Source organism: Methylobacter sp., assembly GCF_023227905.1.
Taxonomy (GTDB): Bacteria; Pseudomonadota; Gammaproteobacteria; order Methylococcales; family Methylomonadaceae; genus Methylobacter_A.
Map to the genome: position 1 here is coordinate 1 of NZ_JALOCF010000068.1, position 18,776 is coordinate 18,776.

The following is an 18,776-nucleotide window of genomic DNA, read 5'->3' on the forward strand; positions in this document are numbered from 1 at the left end:
ACAATATACGGTATCGACCAATCCGGGATGCGCAGTTGCTTGAACAGTCCGCGTCTGATGATGGTTTCGATGGCTTGCAGGCACAGCCTGTGCAATTCTGCGGTCGCGTCGTCGAGCACATCGATCTGGCTGCGCGTAAAGCGGTAGCAGGCCGACTCGTCCCAATAAACTTCGCCGTCCAGGGTGTGATAGTTCATGCCGACTTCTTCAACGCGCCGTTGCCAATCGACGCGCGGCGTCAATTCGATGCGTTGCATGGCTCAACCGCCGAACGAAAAGTGCGAGCCGCCGAAAGAGCCGAAACCGCCGCGCCTGATTGAGTTGTGATGGTAGCTCGAACCCGAGCCGCCGTGACCGTTCGAGCTGCTTTGGCATTCGGTGGCATTGCCGTTATTGTCTTGGCAATTGTTTTGGCGGATTCGGAAATCTGCCGGGTTACCGGCATAACTGGCCAGCGATAAGCCGCCCAGCAATGCCAGCGACACTTGCAGCGAACGGCGCGGAATTATGGCTTGGGCCGGCGCAGTAGAGGGGAGGGAGTTTTTCAGTAGCCGTTCCCAGTCCGACAACCGAGGATAAAAATCGTAGTAGAAGCCCGCGCCGATCAGCAGCATTAAATAAAAATCCAGCTTATTGCCGCATAACAAAAACAGCGGCAAACCCAGCCAAGCGACGCCATTGGCAACTAGCGCGGAACGGAATGCCCTTTGATGGGCGCGCTGCAGTCTCACTGTGTACACAGGTTCAGGGGGAGGCGGCGCGGCCAGTCGACGCAATAACCCGTATCCACCCAGTGCAATACCGACAAATAGCAGCCGGAGCGGCACTTCCGGCAAGTTGGGCGCGTAACCGTTAAAAGCCCAGTAGCGTTCGTTTAGAAAAGCCGCAACAATCACATACAACAACAGATAAACGGCGGTCACCACCGCCATAAACCGAAACGACGACAGCGCTTTCCCAAATTCGATGCTAACTACGCTGTTCGGGCTAACGGGCGTACGGGGAAAACTGCCGATGTGATAAACGTTACGGTGATAATTATTCAGCCAGAGTCTAAGTTCTGCCGACAGGCAGCTCTCCGATACCTTGATTGATTCGCGGATATTCCTGTCCAGGCCGTGAAAAAAATATGTCGCCTGCTTCCGGTAGTCTGTAACCAGCGCATGGGTCGGGATCGTGGTTTCGCCAAAATAGCCGGCTTTGACGATTTTGTCAGGATAGAAGGTGACCGAGCGGGTGTTCAGAATACCGATGATGTTCCAGGCTGCATATGACGCCAACAGCACCAGAATGACTTCGAGGATAAAAAAATTGCTGCACAGTCCCAGCCACGCCAAGAAGATCGCCAAGGCCAAACACAGCAGAGCCAACAGTTTTTTCCACGGGCTGTAAACGATAGTCAGTTTCTGATGATGTGAGGATGTCATTTTTGCAGCTACGTTCAGCGAGGATGGTCAAGTTATTGTGCATGTAAATTAACGGCTAAGCATAGCCGATGATGATCAGATCTGCCGAAAATATGGGCATTGGCTGTTATGAAAGGCAGATCGTGAGGTTTGATCAGGGCGTCTGTTATGTACGCTAGCCAACGGTAAGCAACGAGAAATTCTGCTAGTGTAATTATAATAAAAGTAGTTGTTTAGAGCTTTTAGTCATGTTTTACCGTATAGGAAATTAAGGCCTATTTAGGAGAAAGGTTATGGCTATTAAAAAAGAGTTATACGGCTTAAAAAGGTCGATAATCTTGGCGCTGGTATCGATTTTCAACATTTCTATGCCGCAGACGTTAAACGCCAATATCTTACGATCAACAGATTCCCTGGAATTGATTAATTCCTCCTGTCCGGCCGGCTCCGGGCAATATGAAGAACTCAAGCAATTAAAGAAAGACATCAGTACCGCCGACACGCTCAACCATGCGCGTGAACTGGCGCTTGCCCCCACTGACGAAGCCATCCAAGCCCTCAAGAATGCACGCAACATCATGCCGTTCAGCGATGATTTGCGTTCGGCCGAAACGCGTCTTAGTGATTCCCGCTCGCGCATACTCGTGGCATCCTCCCAGGCACAAGTCGCCGATGAATTTTCCGGCATAATGCTGGCGGGGCTTGATGACGATAGTGCCGCCAGGGTAAGCACCGGTGCAGGGGGATGCAATTATTCTACAGGTGAGGTGATTGCCATCGTGGTCGGCTTGATTCTGGGGATTATCCCCGGCCTGATTTTACTTGTGGTGCTTTGTTGACAGCGGGTCACCGAACAGCATGACGATACCGTATTGAGGAAACCGATGGCGGGAGGCTTAAGTCATCTGACTGTCCTTGTTACCGTTTGATCCGGATTGCAATAAGTTCAACTCGAAAATGTTTACAGTTTTATATGTTAAACTCAGGCTCTTGTAAGCAATAATTTTTATTGCGCTATCGTTCAGCAATTTCCTCATCATTCATCGGAGCACCCTATGTCATTGACCATGTATCAAGCATCCATTCCTGCTTTTGTACGCATGTTAGGCAATTTGTCCGCGATTCTCGATAAAGCTGCCGCCCATGCCGAAGCGAAGAAAATCGATCCCGCCGTTTTTGTGAATGCGCGTCTGGCTCCGGATATGTTTCCGCTTAGCCGCCAGGTACAAATTGCGACTGACATGGTTAAAGGTTGCGCTGCCCGGCTGGCAGGCATCGAAGTACCCCACTATGAAGATAATGAAACCACTTTTGCCGAGTTACAGGCGCGTATCGACAAGACCAAGGCGTTCATGCAAAGCGTAAATGCCTCGCAAATCGACGGCAGTGAAGAGCGCCCAATTACACTGAAATTCGGCAGCAGGGAACTGAGCTTTTTAGGCCAGCCTTACTTGCTGGATTTTGTGCTGCCCAATTTTCATTTTCACCTCAGCATGACTTACGCCATACTGCGGCATAATGGCGTGGAAATAGGAAAGAAGGATTATGTAGGCGATTACTGATCGGCGCTTTGTAACGCCTTAACAAGCCCTGCGCGGATTTAAATCTGCGCAGGGCTTTGTTTTTTAGCCTCGCTTTAAGCTTACCTCAAGCTGTACCGGCTATCATAAAGCCACTTGCATCAAATTTTCCCGTTCAACCCCGGATTGCCGTTCATGGGCGGCAGCCGGCTGTTTACGATAAAACTTAGTATGAAAACACTCAAAATGCAGGGGTCGATTGCCTGCGGAATCGACTTCGGAACCTCGAACACCACGGTAGCAATTGCCCACGGAAATGACGATCAAATAATCTTGGTCCCGTTAGAAGAGGAGCATTTAACGATACCTTCGACTATTTTCTTTCCGGCAGAAAGCCCGACCGCTGTTTTTGGCCGCAAAGCCATTAACGCCCATGTCGCTCAAGATGAGGGCCGGTTTATGAGAAGTTTTAAGCGCGTGCTTGGCACATCTCTGATGAAAGAAGGGACTCATATTAGCGGAAGAAAAACAAAATTCGAGCACATCATCGGTCACTTTATCGAGGATATTAAAAGCAAGTCAGAGTCATTGGCCGACAGGGAAATCCAGAACGTCGTTGCCGGCAGGCCGGTTCATTTTGTCGACGGCAATGACCAAGCGGACAAGGAGGCGGAAAGCCAGCTCGAAGCCATATTCGCGTCCGCCGGATTTAAAAACATCCGTTTTCAATATGAGCCTATTGCCGCCGCATTTGCTCATGAATTAACGATGGGCGATACCGAGCGTTTAGCGGTCGTTATGGACATTGGCGGCGGCACGTCCGACTTTACGATCATGCGGCTATCCGGGCGCTATATCAACAAGCTCGACCGCCAGCAGGATATTCTGGCTAATGCGGGAATTCGCATCGGCGGTAACGATTTTGACCGGGCATTAAGCTTGAAATGTTTTATGCCGCTATTGGGATTGGGTTCGCTTTGGGGAGCCAAAGGCTTGGGCTTTCCGATAACGCCTTTCTTTGACCTTTCTGAATTGAGCAAAATTCAGTATATGTACACGCAAAAATACAAAAGGGATTTAAAAGAGCTGGTCAGTCAATCGAATGACAAGGCCCTTACCCATAGACTGCTGTCAATTGTAGAGGAAGAGCAGGGGCATACCTTGATGGCCGCAGTCGAGGAAGCCAAGATTCAACTTAGCTCATCCGAGCAAACAACCGCTGATCTTTCTTTCATTGAAGCGGATTTGCAAGCGGATATCGAACGGACGCAATTCGAGGATAGCCTGTACGGGAATATTGAGAGCATCCAAAAAACCATCAATGACTGCATTACCGTTGCGGGAGTGAAAGCAGACGATGTTGCGCTGGTCATTTTAACCGGTGGCGGCACCGCTATTCCGCTGATTCAAAAAATCACCCGACGGATATTTCCGCAAGCCGAAATTTCAGATGGCAACCGCTTGTCTAGCGTGGGCTTTGGTTTGGCGTGTGATGCCAGACGGTATTATTTAGAGGGCTAATTGAGCTCAGGCCACAGGAATAAGGAATTAATGGTAATCTCCATGAGGACTGCGGAGTTTTGTCGAATTTGAACTAAGTGCGTTTAGACTTACAGAGAAATCAACTGGGTAGGGCGTGCAGGGAGTAAGACATGATTCGCGGCTTTAATCAGCAAGGCTAATAACCGCGGAGTGCAGGCTCTGCCTGCTCTGGCAAGCGGAGCTTGCACTCCTGGAACTTTCCGGAAGCTATTTTATAACCTGACAGATACCGGTTTATCACGGGTATCTATCAGGTTAAGTTCAGCCTATCCGTTTTTTACTTCAGACCGTTTTTCCATCAATTGCGATGGGTTGATTCTCTCGAAATAACATTCGCAGACTAAATGCCGTTTGGATAATCGTAACTGTAATGCTTGCGCAATGGTTTGATCACTTCCCATTGACTATCCAAGCCTGCGTGGAACGATACCAGATCGCCAGGCAGAATGCGTACCGACTCTCCGCCGGCAGGCGTTACCAGAATTTCTCCTTCCAGCACATAGGCGCATTCAGTTTCATCAAAATCAATTGGAAATTTTGAAATTTCTTTTTCCCAGATTTCCCAGTTGGAAACACCCAGTTGTTGTAAGCGCTCTTCACTTGGATTGTGTTCGATGGTAATTTTGCTCATGTTGTTCCTAAAAAATTAAACTTGTTAGAACGGCAATTTTAACACCAGGTCAGCCTGTGCGCTATTTGCCACCTAAATTAACCTGAGTTCGGGCTTGAATTGGATGCCAAGGTAGTCGAGGGTCCGCTTTGCCCGCTCCAGTGTCTTGGTATCGACAACAACCAGTACCGCTTGATCGTCCTGGGGGAAGCTTTAAGAAAACGGGCCCGATCCTTTAAAAAGGGCAACCTGGGACAATATTTTCGCGGTATCCGGTCTTAATGCCGAGATTCCGCGCGGTGTAATAAGCTTGTAAGCCCAAGGGCAAGGGCGCCTGAGATTGTTTTGCCGTTTTATACCCAAAGGGCATAAGTTTCGTTTGAGCAGGCAGGCTGCTCAACTCAGCTTTAAAATTAAGTTATCTTAGGCTTTGCCAAAGATAACTTAATTTGTCATGCCGAATGATGAATTAATTCCCTACTCCGACAAAGTCCGGCCTCGGCAATTCGTTATTGGCCGTTTGCAGCAGTAGATCTTCAAACGTGTAAAAGCCTATCGCGCAGTTTTCGAGCTGGGCTAATGCGAAAGCTGCGCCGGTGCCGAATGCTTCGCGCCTGATCGATGAATGAACTAAACGGACTGTTTGGTGGGGGAAACCGAAAATGACTTCATGCTCGCCAATAATGCCACCGAGCCGCAACGAGGTAATTTGTTCTTCCTCCAGACCTAATTTTTCTGCAATTTTAAGTGCCGTGCCTGAAACTTCGGGCTTTTCCTTAAAGTGTTGCTCAAGGATTTCCACGTCGGCGAACGGAGCGATCTTGCGCAGCAGATTGGCCGCCGTCATCAGGAAATTAATGCCTAAAGTAATATTGGGAGAACACATGACGCGTGTATGTTTGCCCAGGCTGCGAACGTAAGCCAGATCGTTTTCCGAATAAGCGGAAATTGCGCTGACCAGCATGATTTTGCGTTTGCGCACTATTTCCCCGTAAGCATGTACGGCTTCCGGCGAAGAAAAATCCACGACCGCATCGACCGGATGCCGGGCAAACAACATTTCGAACGATTGCCGATCGACGCCGAAAATAGGAATATCGGTATCAGGATGAGTTTTGACGGAACCGCCGGCAGTGCGGCGGGCAATCCAGCAGAGTTCGAAACGCGGGTCTGCGTTGAGTACGTTGGCTACGGCTTTGCCGGTTTTACCATAACCGATAAGACCGATACGTGTTTTAAAAGACACGATAAACCTCCTTTGATGTGTATTGGAGAATATTAAAGATACGCAATCGAATGCATACGATTAAGTGTTGAGTAGCGCAGAACAAAGAGCGAATATTTAAAGTGCACTCGGAAAAATCTAACAATATGCAGCAAATGTAATGGTAGAGGCCTTTTCGCGTACCCTCGGAATGATAGCTTTTCGATCCTTAAATTTTGATTAAAGTTTGCTTAAAAAGTTTTTTTAACAATATTCTTGCTGAGTACAAGAGCGTTGTTATCGCTTGTTTTGTCGTATCAATTTCCATATCTTTAGTAAATGCAGCTTACCGCCATCGCTTTACTTAAAGTTGCAAGCTATAGCTATTGCACTTTTGCCCTTAATGAAGACGACCGCTTACGACGCCGGGTATTTGGGCGGGATCGAAATCAGAATATGCACATGATCCGATACCCAATGCCCTTCCAATATTTTGCACTATTTTTGCGCAGCCAAATCTTTCAGCAGCTCCCCCAAATATCTTCCGAGCCCTTGATTGAGGCTTTTCTTCCTGTAGTTCGGTATCCAAACCGCATGATGCTTACATTCCCATTGTGTATGTTTTAAACTCTCTGGCGGATTCATCGTTTGTTTTCTTATCTTTACGGTGAGACTCTCGATGATTCCCGGAATTGTCAAAATTTGCGAGTCCCCCGGCAGAGCGGGGGGTTACCCATGATTAATTAAAAAATCTTGCCGCTACAATCAGGAACAGAACTTGAAATCACAAAAAACAAACTGGCACCATTTGTCGCCCGAAACACTGACGACAAACTTGCAGGTTGATATTAAGCAAGGTTTGACTGAAAACGAAGCCAGGCAACGGCTGCAAAAATACGGCCTTAACCGCCTGACGCCACAGCGCGGCAAGAGCCCGTTGCGTTTACTGTTTGAGCAGTTTAACCAGCCCTTAGTCTATATTCTGCTGGTTGCGGCGGGCGTTACAGGATTTTTAGAGGAATGGGTGGATAGCGGCGTGATTTTTGGCGTGGTGCTGATTAACGCTATCATCGGTTTTATTCAGGAAGCCAATGCCCTGAAAGCCATAGACGCGCTTAGCCGTGTTTTAACCGTCACTTCCACGGTATTACGCAATGGCCAACGCCGTTCCATTGCCGCCGACCAGCTGACGGTGGGCGATGTGATAGTACTGCAATCGGGCGATAAAGTACCGGCCGACTTACGTTTGCTGCAAACCCGCGAGCTGCAAATCGATGAGTCGGCGCTCACCGGCGAATCCGTTCCGGTGGAGAAGCGTCTTGCGACCTTGGGCGAGGAAACCGTATTGGCGGATCGTCATAATATGGCCTATTCCTCAACGCTGGTCACCTATGGCAGCGGCTTGGGCGTCGTCGTGGAAGTCGGCGACCGTACCGAAATCGGACGCATCAACAGCATGATCAGCAGCGCCATTGAACTGGAAACGCCGTTGACCCAAAAAATAAGCCAATTCAGTAAATTGTTGCTATGGGTCATTATGGGTTTGGCGGCGCTGACTTTTGCCGTGGGCGTTTGGCGTGGCAAACCGATGCTGGATATGTTTATGGCATCGGTAGCCTTAGCGGTAGGGGCAATTCCCGAAGGCTTGCCGGCTGCGCTGACCATCACCCTGGCGATTGGCGTATCGCGCATGGCGAAACGCAATGCCATTATCCGCAAACTGCCGGCAGTGGAAACGTTGGGCAGCACCACCGTCATTTGCTCGGACAAAACCGGTACGCTGACGCAAAATCAAATGACCGTTCAGGCGCTGTACGCAGGCGGCGAATTGTTCGACGTCACCGGCAGCGGCTATACCCCGGACGGCGATTTTCAACTTAACGGCAAAGCCATTGCCTACTCTGACCACCCGGCCTTAATGGAATGCTTAAAAGCGGGGCTTTTATGTAACGACGCCCGACTGCTTGCCGAAACGGACAACTGGCGCATCGAAGGCGATCCTACCGAAGCGGCGTTGCTGGTTGCCGCCCACAAAGCCGGCCTGCATCATACCCCGGTTAGCATCGCCCATCCTCGCCTGGATGCGATTCCTTTCGAATCGAAACACCAATTCATGGCGACCTTACATCATAATCAAGCCATCGATACCCGCCATGTCTACGTGAAAGGTTCGGCGGAAAGCCTGTTAAGCCGTTGCCATAATGCTTTCGACCGGCACATGCAGCTGACGGCATTGGATAAAACCCGGTTGCAGCAACAAGTTGAAAGCATGGCGGCGCAAGGTTTGCGGGTGCTGGCGTTTGCGCGCGCCGATCACGACAATGATGCCGTGCAACATGAACATCTGCGTGACGGCTTAACCTTTCTAGGCTTGCAAGCTATGATCGATCCGCCGCGTCCTGAAGCCGCTACCTCAATCGCCGCCTGTTACCGGGCGGGGATTCAGGTAAAAATGATTACCGGCGACCATCCCGTCACCGCATTGGCGATTGCCGAACAACTGGGCATGCAGCAAACCGGGCGCGTCATTAGCGGTGCCCAATTGCAAGCGCTTGATGAAAAGCAATATTCGCAATTGATAGAAGATTGCGCCGTGTATGCCCGTATTGCGCCGGAGCAAAAACTACAATTGGTGCAAGCCTTGCAAGCTAACGGCCATATCGTGGCCATGACGGGGGACGGCGTCAATGACGCGCCGGCCTTGCGGCAAGCCAATATCGGCGTGGCCATGGGCCAGGGCGGCACTGAGGTGGCGAAGGAAGCGGCGGCAATGGTGTTGACCGACGACCATTTCTCCACCATTGCCGCGGCGGTCGAAGAAGGCCGCGGCGTGTTTGACAACCTGGTTAAATTTATCGTCTGGACGCTGCCCACCAATTGCGGCGAAGGTTTAGTGATCAGTGCGGCGATCTTTGCCGACGTTGCCCTGCCTATCACCCCGGTGCAAATTTTGTGGATTAATATGAGCACCGCCATCTTGCTTGGCCTGATGCTGGCGTTTGAACCGAAAGAGCCGGCTTTAATGCAGCGCAAGCCGCGCGATCCCCAACAGCCCATTCTGACCGGACAGCTAATCTTCCGGATTTTCCTAGTGGGCGTTTTGATGCTAATAGGAGCTTTCGGCCTGTTTGAATGGGAGTTGGCGCAGGGTGAATCGTTAGCCTCGGCACGGACGATAGCCGTCAATGTGTTTGTGTTCAGCGAGATGTTTTACCTGTTCAACTGCCGCTCCTTGAAATATTCGATGTTTCACGTTGGCGTGTTTTCCAATTTATGGGTAATTTTTGGCGCGGTGTGCATGACGCTACTGCAATTACTGTTCACTTATTGGCCGCCGATGCAAAAACTGTTCGGCAGCGCGGCGTTTAAAACGGATCAATGGCTGTTGATTTTGGGCGTTGCGCTGACAGTTTATATTACAGTGGGGTTGGAAAAATTCGTGCGGCGGCGGTTTTTTTAAGGAATCAGGATGTGATATAGAGCCCGTAGTTAGTAAAGCGACATTTGCTCCTTCTCCCTAAGGGATGCCTGCATGGATGCAGGTAGTAGAGCAACGCAGGGAGCGGTTGCCGAGAAGGTTGGGATGAGGGGATATCAATAAGCATTTTTCCTTAATTTTGTTTTCCCCTCACCCAACCCTCTCCCTCTGGAGAGGGCTTTTTATCACTTTATCAACTAATGACTCTATAACTCCAGAAATTGCCTTAACGGAGAGGATAGCAGCGTAATTCCATTTTGGTAAAAAACAGGCGTTATTCTTTAAGTTGTCGCATATGGGACTGCCACTTTGTTGATAAATTGCCCTTGGGATGCACGAGGGCAGGCTCTGCGCGCTTTGAAACCATGGCTTGCACGCCAAAATACCGGAAAATTTTAGCTCGATGACTTAAGTCCGCTGGTAATTTATTGCCCTGAATAAAATCGTGGCGTAGACTCGGGCCTATCTATCAAGTTTGGAAGAGTCGGGTCTATGCTTATGACAAAACCAATTGATCGCCACATACTTTCGCTGCCGCTCGCTGTTTTTCCGGCATTACTCGCGCCCGCCCGGGCCGGGAACTACGCTATTTTCTCCACGCCGCCCGGACGCTACCAGCCGGCTTGTCCAGACGACGCTACGTTCGGTATGGGTGCGGATGCTGTATATGCGGGACGTCCTGGAAGAGAAAGCGGACTTACCCTGACAGCTGCTAATCAGCTTGATTTTGTAACCTTTAAATCGTTCAGTATGCCGGGAATATGATGATCATTGTTACAACTTTCGTTATAACATTAATCTGCGTTTTTTTTGTTATCAACCTCAGTTTTGGCAATAAACCGATAGACGCGCGCATTGAAACGCTTTACGCCGTTGCCGACCCGCAATTCTTAAGGTCCATGGGAAATCTTTTAGGACCGCCGGTTATCGAAGGCAACCGTGTCCAAACATTGGTAAATGGCAACGAAATTTTCCCTGCCATGCTGGAAGCCATACGCGGCGCACAGAGAACCGTCACTTTCGAAACTTTTATTTATTGGTCCGGAGCTATTGGTAAAGAATTTGCCGAAGCACTGAGTGAACGGGCGCGGGCGGGTGTGCGTGTGCATGTCATGCTGGATTGGCTGGGTTGCAGCGATATCGACGAAGCCTACGTCAATGAGATGAAGCGCGCGGGCGTGGAAGTCTATCGTTACAATCCGTTACGTTGGTACACGTTGAGACGTATGAACAACCGGACGCATCGCAAACTGCTGGTGATCGACGGCAAAGTCGGTTTCACCGGCGGCGTTGGCATCGCGACACAGTGGACCGGCAATGCGCAAGACAAAGCCCATTGGCGGGATACGCATTTTCGCATGGAAGGTCCGGCGGTCGCGCAGCTACAATCCGCTTTCATCGATAACTGGATTCAAGTCCGCGGCCAAGTACTGCACAGTGCGGACTATTTCCCTCCGCTCGAGCCGGCCGGTGAGTACCGGGCGCAGGTCTTCAAGAGTTCGCCTAGAGGCGGCGCCGAAGGTGTTCAACTGATGTATCTGCTGTCGATTGCGGCGGCAAAAACTTCGGTGCAGTTATCGATGTCGTACTTCGTTCCCGATAAGGTCGCCATTAACACATTCGTCGCCGCGCAAAAACGCGGGGTTCGCATACAAATGATTGTCCCTGGACCTTATATTGACCGGAAAGTGCTTCGCTATGCCTCGCGCAACGCGTGGGGCGCATTGTTGCAGGCGGGCATCGAAATTTACGAATACCAGCCGACGATGTTCCACTGCAAAGTGATGATCGTGGACGAGCTATGGACCTCGGTAGGATCGACCAATTTCGACAGCCGCTCGTTCAGCGTTAACGACGAAGCCAACCTTAACATTTACAGCGCTGAGTTTGCGCGCATACAGGCACGGATTTTCGAACAGGATTTATGCGATTCACGCCGTATAACCTTGGAGGAATGGCAGAATAGGCCCTGGAAGAACAAAATCAGGGATAGCATTGCAGACCTTATCAGTTCGCAGTTATAGAACGGGATGCTTAATGCCTTTTAATGAAGTAAACACCTGATCGTCCTGATTGCGTAAAACCGTCAGGCTGCCGTCCGTTTCCAGTACAACGGCGGCGACACTTTCCATTTCCGACAAACCTTGCGAGCGTACGGCGGCACGTACTTCGGCTTCGGTGACGCGTTCGCTTTTCATTGCCTCAAGAAAGCGCCCGTTGAAATAAAGCAGAGAAGGCTCGGCTTTAATCAGGTTTTCCACCCGGCGCGAACGCACTGACAGCCAGGTAATGACATATTGCAGCCCAATCAATAAGGTGAACGCCGCCACGCCATCGGCAAGAGCCACGTCTTTAGAGAGCAGAACCGTCGCCAACGTCGAGCCGATCGCCACGGTCACCACCAAGTCGAAAGCATTCATTTTCGATAACGTGCGCTTGCCGGAAACACGCAATAGCAGCACCAAAGACAAATAGGCCAAGGTGCCGACGATAAACACCCGAAGCAGACTAAACGCATCGTTAAAAAACATGGTTCATTCCTCTTGAGTATGATTCTGGGCCAGAGCAAGCAATGTTTGGTGAAGCCGATCGGCTACGCGCCGGCGATCGGTTTGGTTAGTGATTTGGCTCGCGTCTTCACCAACCAGCTGAGCATGCCGCATTAACAGGATGCGGTCCTGGTCGCGGTATACATCAGGCGCAATTTCGCCGATGGTTTCAAGAAGGTGCAGCATCACATCCGGATTGTTGGCGCCATAGAGACGAATCTGGCCGAAAGCGATATCGGCCAGCTCCTCGAAATCGAGCGTGCAGGCAATCACGCGCAACCGGCCGTGTTCATCCTGACGTAGCGGCATGGGGAGTTCGCGCCTTGCCACGCCGCTTAGCGACGCCCCTATCCAATCGATACAAGTCAAGGCGGTGAAAGGTTCGTTGATGCCCGGCGACAGCGCATGGACAGCAATTTCGACCATCTGCTGCAACATATACTGTGCGTCCTGATGCGGCGTGCGATGGGCTCCGAGACTAAAGCAGTCTCGCAATTCAAGCTCGATATCCGGGTTGATATGCGCACGCGGCAGCACACGCAGCAAGGTCGTGGTCGTGGTCACGAAATCGCCGGGGCGCTTTGTCAATTGCAGCATCAAGTCGTGTTGCGTCGCCAACTGCATTAACTGTTCATCGTCCACTGCTTGCAGATAGCCATTGGCTGCGGATAGCACCATATCCGCGGCTTGCCATTGGCTGTCATCGGGCAACTGCTCTGGGCGGGTGTTGTCGCTGTGCGGTCGGCCGATGCGTTCGGGGAACAGAACCGGCAGCGATTTTTGGAATTGTTCTCCCACATTGGCGATCAGATTCTCGGCCTGAATGTTTTGCGAAATGTGGTGAATGAAATAGATCAGGACTGCCATTGAAGCCAGCGCCAACAGTATGCCGATATTCACGGACAGATACGGCACGAAGCTTTTTTCTTCGAGTGAGCGCACTGTCCGCAAGACCAGCAGGCAATAGACAAAAGTGGCGATAAAGGTGCCGAGCGTGAATTGAACACCCCGGTCGGAGGTAAAGTTTCTCAGCACGCGCGGCCCGAAATGCGATGACGTTTGTGCCAGCGTGGTCACGGTCAGCGAAAACACAATCGAAACGACGGTCATGACCGAACCGGCAATGACCGACAGTACGCTACGCGCGCCTTCGGTGCCGCCCGACCACACCCAGCCCATGTCACGCAGCCAGGCGCTGCCGATGGCATAATCAATGGCCGTGCCAGCCAGCGCCGCGCCTGCCGCAACCAGTGCCATCACTGCCGGTAAAAACCAGAAAGTATCGACCGCCTTATCGCGGATTTTGATCAATTGCAGCTTCATCGCCGTTTGGAATTCTGTTCGCTTGAAAGCGCTTCTTTTAAATCACGCAATGCGTCGACGATACGTGCCGGACGCGGGGCCTCGCCTTGGCCTTGAGGCCAGCCTTCGCGCTGGCGTGAACGGTCGCCGTCGGTTTCTTCGGTCTGGTCGTGGAAAAGAATCTGCTGTGTCGGAAACGGCAAATCGAAACCTTCGGATAAAAGCGCACTAACGACTTTTTCCAAAACGATATCTTGCGCATTCAGGCTTTCAAACCGGCGCGGCGGCTTCACCCACCAACGCAAGCGGATATTGACGCTGCTATCGGCCAGTTTGACCACCAGCGCATCGGGCTCAGGATCGGCAAGGACTTCCGGAATCTCTCGCACAGCATTGAGCAGGATACGCTTGGCGTGAGCGATGTCATCGCCGTAGCCGATACTGATGTCGTATTCCAGGCGCCGTTTTTCATAGGCGGTGTTGACCGTCACCGAATTGGTGAACAGGTTGGAATTGGGAATCACCACCCGCCGCCCGTCATAAGTTCTGATGAAAGTCGCGCGAGTCTGAATGTCCTCGACCGTGCCTTCGAAATTGTTCAGGATAATCTGGTCGCCGATACGGAAAGGTTCGGCCAACAGCAGTAAAATCCCGGCAAGAAAATTTTGCAGAATATCGCGAAACGCAAAGCCGATAGCGACGCTGGACAGTCCCAGAATACTGACCAGTTCGCCCGGCGTAAAGCCGGGAATGGCAATTACAAGAGCAATCAGCAGGCCGATAAAGATAATCAAGCCATAACTCAGCCGTCCCATCACCAGACCCAAATTATAGTGGCGACGATTGCGCAGCATGACGATCCGCACCATCGCACGCACGCCCTTGCCGACGAACAGGAAAAGTATAAAAACAACGGCAGCAATGGCGAGATAGGGCAGTCTTTCAATAAAATCGTTAATCATTTCTTGCGCGGAGCCGGTTGCCTCGCTAAGGTTGAATCGCATAACGGCCGCTCCGTACTAACAATGAAGGTTTTTTAGAGAACATAGCGGAGCCGTCATCAGGGTCTAACTCTGCCAGGTCCTGAAACTGCCGGTGTCCAAGTGGACAAAGCCTAAGCGTTGAGAATAGCCGACGCCTCCGCGGCGCAGCGCCAGTGCAGCGTTCCTGATTTTGCGAATATCCAGCCCATCCACGTGAAGATCAATAGCCCGGCCTTGCATATGCAGACTGTGTTTTGCGACATTGCGACGTCTTTTACGTAATCGGGCATTCGTGCGTGGAGAACGATAGCCCGAGAAAACCAGAAATGGCTTATGGGTTCCAAGCGCAAGCTTCAGATCATATAACTGGTCGAGCAAGGCCGGGTCAATGGGATGAACTTGGCCGGTATGATAATCACGCAGCAGGTAGCTGATTTCTTGCAAGGCATCGTCGAGGTAATCGCCCTGTTCGAAATAGGTTAACTTCAACTTATCGCCGGTATGAATATTTTTTAAAGCGAGCGTTTTAGGTTCAGTGTCCGCATTCGAAACCTCTATGCCGCTCAGCGCCAGCAAAGAAATACCGGCTACAGTCTTAAAAAAACCGCGCCTTGATGCAATAACACGGCTTTCATCGCTGCCTATTATCGGTTTGTTCATAATCTGCCTTCATAACTCTTGGCCTAAAACAATTGTTTTTCAGGCTTGTTTATGCGTTATGCCAAAACATGGTTTACAGATTAACCCGAACACTTAAGGTTAGTCAGTGCGTTGTCGTACTTAAAACGCATCAATCTGCCTGCTGCACCTGTAACAAGAGCAGCCGTTAAGATAGCAGTGTGGCTCTACTCAAAAATACTCTGGATAATGAAGCCTACTTTATTCGGCAGTTGATTCAAAAGCGTCCGCTTCGGATTCAGGCAGTTTTTCCTGGCTGGGATCCCAGCGGATAACCTGGTTTCTTCCGGACTCCTTCGCCACATAAAGCGCTCTGTCGGCTTGATTATTCAATTCGGCAGGATTTTCGGCATGATCGAAAATTGATGCAACGCCAAGGCTGGCCGTTACGTTCGGGCCGGTCCTTTCATAAATTTTGATCGACTCATTCATAATGCTTAGTCTGATACGTTCAGCGACAGAAAAGGCGTCATCAGCGGAAAGGCCCGGTAAAACCAAACAAAACTCTTCGCCCCCGTAACGGCCCACCAGATCATCTTTCCTGGAGTTCGAATGCAGAATATTGGCTAGAAGCTGGATAATATCGTCACCGGTTGAATGGCCATAATTGTCATTTACCAGTTTAAAATGATCAATATCAACCATGAGGCAGGATAACTCGCTCCCTTGTTTTTTAGCTTTGGCGAACTCTATGTCAAAGGCTTCATAAAATGCACGGCGGTTTAAACATCCTGTAAGAGGGTCCCGGGTCGCCAGAAAATGCAATTCCTTATTTTGCTGTGTCACTTCAACTTGCGCTGTCTCAAGTTGAGCAATCAAAGAGGATAATTCGATATTTTTTTGCTCGAGCACGGTAACGTCGTCAAAGGTGATTAATACGCCTTGGGCTACATTATAATCTCCTAAAATAGGTGCGCAGTTAACCACAAATTTTCTGACCGAACCTGAAGAAACCGGTAAGTCCAGGTTAAAGCCCATATGGGTTTCGCCATTTTGCAGCGCGCGGGTCCAGGGCAATATTTTTCCGGATTTATCCTCGGGCTTATATTTCCAGCCTAATTCAAAGGCCTTAATTCCAAGCAGGGAAGCGGGCGTACGCCCCAGTTTTTCGGCAAATGCCTTGTTTGCCAAAACAATCTGTTCCTTTTCATCAAGGATCAATACGCCTTCAGTCAATGTATCAAAGGCAGCATTAACTCTTTCCGGAACCACTGCCGAAGGATCTAACTGTCTTAGGGTTCGTAAAATAAAGAACAGATAAGCAAAAAAACCGAAGATTAAAATGAACAGCGCCAGTTTATAGATGGACGCACTAATAATGCCTGGAAAGATATCGGAGCTCAGCGGCGCGAATTTTAATTCAACCGTTCGCCAGGTTTTGCCGTTTTTCATGATGGGGACCAATATGTTGCTAGCCGTTGATTTTTGGCTATTGTAATTTCCCCATTGTTCGGCATGATTGCCCACCTGAAAAACCAGATTGCCGTCATTATTTCGCACCCCGGCCGTTAAAATAGTGTCGTCCCTGTTAATAATGACATCCAGGAAACGGTAAAACTGAGTTTCAGCGTTTACACCCAGAATTGAAAATTGTACCGCCAATGATTCGCTGATTAATTTTCTGGCTCTGAGTTCTGCTTGACGCTCATCGGGTGCGAAGCCGGCAAAATCCGCAATAAGTAACAGGCTGACAGTCAATGATACCAGAGCAAAGCTTATGCGCATGGCCGGTAAAATAGTAGAGGTCTTGGCAGATAATTTGTTCATCAATTAAAGAACCTTGGCATAAAGCTAATTAGTCGGACTTGTACAAGTCATTTTGCTCAAAGACGAGCTTAATATCAGCCATTATCATGATGTGTAGGCCGGGAAAATAACCGCTCAACTTTATCCTGAACAATTTCGTCACCTGAAGACTCTTGACTTTCAGGCCCGGCAAGTACCGCTGATTGTTTGGAGGCAATAAAAATCGGTAGCGGATCAAATCGCTTTAATAACGATACGGATGAAAATATGCTCGCTACTAATGATCCGCTACGCAACACCCAGCGAACAAAACCGGCTGTTAAAGTCACGCTGGATATCACAGCCACACTAATTTCCAAAGAGTTGCGGCGCGACTCGCTATCATCGATCTGGTTTCTCATGGCCGCCAGGTGTTGCCATAAAGCCTGCTCTTCGCTTTGAGTAAAACTACGATTCATGTCAACCGTGTAGTCAGCGCTGGAACTTGCCGATAGGTCTCTAAAATTATTTGCCAACCTGTCTTCTGGGGGCTGCTCTACCATTGATGGAGGCGGTTCGCTTGTCCAGGAAGCCGTGATTGTTTGCTGATTAGCCTCAATAACCACCGCACCCTTTGGGGCAGTCATGGCGGGAGCGGATAAAGCGGCTTTATTACTTAGCAAGGCCTCGGTATCAAAAATATTTTCGTTGCCGGATCTGATAATGCCGAGGTGATTGACATCATGGCTGTTTGCACTAGCTGTGTTATTGAAAGAGCCCTGTTGCATATCGACAGACACGGAGGCGACACGCGTATTAATGTCGCCGAATATAGGAGGCATGCCAAGAGGATTGGCATTGATGACGGGCGGCGCTGGAGCAGCCTGGGGCTGATCTTGGGCCGCTGTGGTAGTCAGGGTCTGGCCTTGGGTTGCGGTACTAGTCACAGTGTTTGCCGGGGCGTTGCTGATGTTGCTGACAGAGGCGACAGAAGCGACAGAAGCGACAGAGGTGACAGAGGTGACAGAGGTGACAGAGGTGACAGAGGTGACAGAGGTGACAGAGGCGGTTAAGGCGCTGCTGACGCCCTCGTTGCTGCCATGGCCGTCGGTATAGCTGGCGGTGACGGTCAGGGTCTTGCCGACCTCGGCTTCGGTCAGCACATAGCTGCTGCCGGTGGCGCCGGTGATCGCGGCGCCGTTGGCGAGCCACTGGTAGCTGATCGGGCCCAGCCCGTCGGCATCGGCCAGGGTGTGGCTGGCGGTCAGGGTCTGGCCCTGGGTCGTGGTGCCGGTGACGGTCACGCTGCCGGTCGGGGCGTCGTTGACATTGGCGACGGCGGCGGTCGCGGCACTGACGGCGCTCTCGTTAGTGCCGTGGCCGTCGGTATAGCTGGCGGCCACGGCCAGGGTCTTGCCGACCTCGGCTTCGGTCAGCACATAGCTGCTGCCGGTGGCGCCGGTGATCGCGGCGCCGTTGGCGAGCCACTGATAGCTGATCGTGCCCAGCCCGTCGGCATCGGCCAGGGTGTGGCCGGCGGTCAGGGTCTGGCCCTGGGTCGCGGTGCCGGTGACGGTCACGCTGCCGGTCGGGGCGTCGTTGAGGTTGGCGACGGCGGCGGTCGCGGCACTGACGGTGCTCTCGTTAGTGCCATGGCCGTCGGTATAGCTGGCGGCCACGGCCAGGGTCTTGCCGACCTCGGCTTCGGTCAGCACATAGCTGCTGCCGGTGGCGCCGGTGATCGCGGCGCCGTTGGCGAGCCACTGATAGCTGATCGTG

At 50.9% G+C, this 18,776-nt stretch carries 17 protein-coding genes; 6 read left to right on the forward strand and 11 right to left on the reverse strand.

The window, feature by feature from the left end:
- A partial coding sequence (locus M0R47_RS19250) for a glutathionylspermidine synthase family protein (RefSeq protein WP_292557840.1) occupies window positions 1–257 on the reverse strand: 257 nt, incomplete at its 3' end.
- Between the two features lie 3 nt (window positions 258–260).
- Entirely contained in the window at window positions 261–1,427 is a 1,167-nt protein-coding gene (locus M0R47_RS19255) for a hypothetical protein (RefSeq protein WP_292557842.1), read from the reverse strand.
- Window positions 1,428–1,699: 272 nt separating this feature from the next.
- Between M0R47_RS19255 and M0R47_RS19260 the strand changes: the two genes are divergently transcribed.
- The 3 genes from M0R47_RS19260 to M0R47_RS19270 all read left to right on the forward strand — a co-directional run bounded on the left by M0R47_RS19260 (window position 1,700) and on the right by M0R47_RS19270 (window position 4,447).
- On the forward strand, window positions 1,700–2,245 hold the full coding sequence (locus M0R47_RS19260; protein WP_292557844.1) for a hypothetical protein: 546 nt from the start codon (window positions 1,700–1,702) through the stop codon (window positions 2,243–2,245).
- Window positions 2,246–2,461: 216 nt separating this feature from the next.
- The gene (locus M0R47_RS19265) at window positions 2,462–2,968 is read left to right on the forward strand and encodes a DUF1993 family protein (protein ID WP_292557847.1); all 507 of its coding nucleotides are present in this window, start codon (window positions 2,462–2,464) and stop codon (window positions 2,966–2,968) included.
- A 189-nt stretch (window positions 2,969–3,157) separates the two neighbouring features.
- The gene (locus M0R47_RS19270; protein ID WP_292557849.1) at window positions 3,158–4,447 is read left to right on the forward strand and encodes an Hsp70 family protein; all 1,290 of its coding nucleotides are present in this window, start codon (window positions 3,158–3,160) and stop codon (window positions 4,445–4,447) included.
- Window positions 4,448–4,808: 361 nt separating this feature from the next.
- Here the strand turns inward: M0R47_RS19270 and M0R47_RS19275 are convergent, their stop codons facing one another.
- From M0R47_RS19275 to M0R47_RS21975, 3 genes are all read right to left on the reverse strand, one after another.
- A complete protein-coding gene (locus M0R47_RS19275; protein ID WP_292557852.1) occupies window positions 4,809–5,099 on the reverse strand; it encodes a cupin domain-containing protein in 291 nt (96 codons plus the stop codon).
- Window positions 5,100–5,547: 448 nt separating this feature from the next.
- Window positions 5,548–6,324 (reverse strand): dihydrodipicolinate reductase C-terminal domain-containing protein, encoded by a 777-nt coding sequence (locus M0R47_RS19280; protein WP_292557854.1) that lies wholly within the window; start codon window positions 6,322–6,324, stop codon window positions 5,548–5,550.
- A gap of 375 nt (window positions 6,325–6,699) precedes the next feature.
- Window positions 6,700–6,771 (reverse strand): hypothetical protein, encoded by a 72-nt coding sequence (locus tag M0R47_RS21975; protein ID WP_366513256.1) that lies wholly within the window; start codon window positions 6,769–6,771, stop codon window positions 6,700–6,702.
- Between the two features lie 289 nt (window positions 6,772–7,060).
- Between M0R47_RS21975 and M0R47_RS19285 the strand changes: the two genes are divergently transcribed.
- The 3 genes from M0R47_RS19285 to M0R47_RS19295 all read left to right on the forward strand — a co-directional run bounded on the left by M0R47_RS19285 (window position 7,061) and on the right by M0R47_RS19295 (window position 11,784).
- Window positions 7,061–9,742, forward strand: a complete 2,682-nt coding sequence (locus M0R47_RS19285) for a cation-transporting P-type ATPase (RefSeq protein ID WP_292557856.1) — start codon at window positions 7,061–7,063, stop codon at window positions 9,740–9,742.
- Window positions 9,743–10,252: 510 nt separating this feature from the next.
- Complete coding sequence (locus M0R47_RS19290) at window positions 10,253–10,525, forward strand: hypothetical protein (protein WP_292557858.1); 273 nt, start codon at window positions 10,253–10,255, stop codon at window positions 10,523–10,525.
- The gene (locus M0R47_RS19295) at window positions 10,522–11,784 is read left to right on the forward strand and encodes a phospholipase D-like domain-containing protein (RefSeq protein ID WP_292557860.1); all 1,263 of its coding nucleotides are present in this window, start codon (window positions 10,522–10,524) and stop codon (window positions 11,782–11,784) included. Before M0R47_RS19290 ends, M0R47_RS19295 begins: the two co-directional genes overlap by 4 nt.
- Here M0R47_RS19295 and M0R47_RS19300 read toward each other — a convergent pair.
- The 6 genes from M0R47_RS19300 to M0R47_RS19325 form a co-directional block, all read right to left on the reverse strand.
- Window positions 11,779–12,291 (reverse strand): YetF domain-containing protein, encoded by a 513-nt coding sequence (locus tag M0R47_RS19300; protein ID WP_292557862.1) that lies wholly within the window; start codon window positions 12,289–12,291, stop codon window positions 11,779–11,781. The genes M0R47_RS19295 and M0R47_RS19300 overlap by 6 nt on opposite strands.
- Window positions 12,292–12,294: 3 nt before the next feature.
- A complete protein-coding gene (locus M0R47_RS19305) occupies window positions 12,295–13,632 on the reverse strand; it encodes a DUF2254 domain-containing protein (RefSeq protein WP_292557863.1) in 1,338 nt (445 codons plus the stop codon).
- Window positions 13,629–14,615: a mechanosensitive ion channel family protein gene (locus M0R47_RS19310; protein ID WP_292557866.1), complete on the reverse strand. Its 987-nt coding sequence runs from the start codon at window positions 14,613–14,615 to the stop codon at window positions 13,629–13,631. The genes M0R47_RS19305 and M0R47_RS19310 overlap by 4 nt, the downstream gene beginning before the upstream one ends.
- Before the next feature lie 63 nt (window positions 14,616–14,678).
- Window positions 14,679–15,254 carry a YcbK family protein gene (locus M0R47_RS19315; RefSeq protein ID WP_292557868.1) on the reverse strand — a complete coding sequence of 192 codons (576 nt, stop codon included), beginning with the start codon at window positions 15,252–15,254 and terminating at the stop codon, window positions 14,679–14,681.
- A gap of 219 nt (window positions 15,255–15,473) precedes the next feature.
- The gene (locus M0R47_RS19320) at window positions 15,474–17,039 is read right to left on the reverse strand and encodes a diguanylate cyclase (protein WP_292557870.1); all 1,566 of its coding nucleotides are present in this window, start codon (window positions 17,037–17,039) and stop codon (window positions 15,474–15,476) included.
- A gap of 74 nt (window positions 17,040–17,113) precedes the next feature.
- Window positions 17,114–18,776 (reverse strand): hypothetical protein (locus M0R47_RS19325; protein ID WP_292557872.1); only part of this gene is annotated, 1,663 nt, incomplete at its 5' end.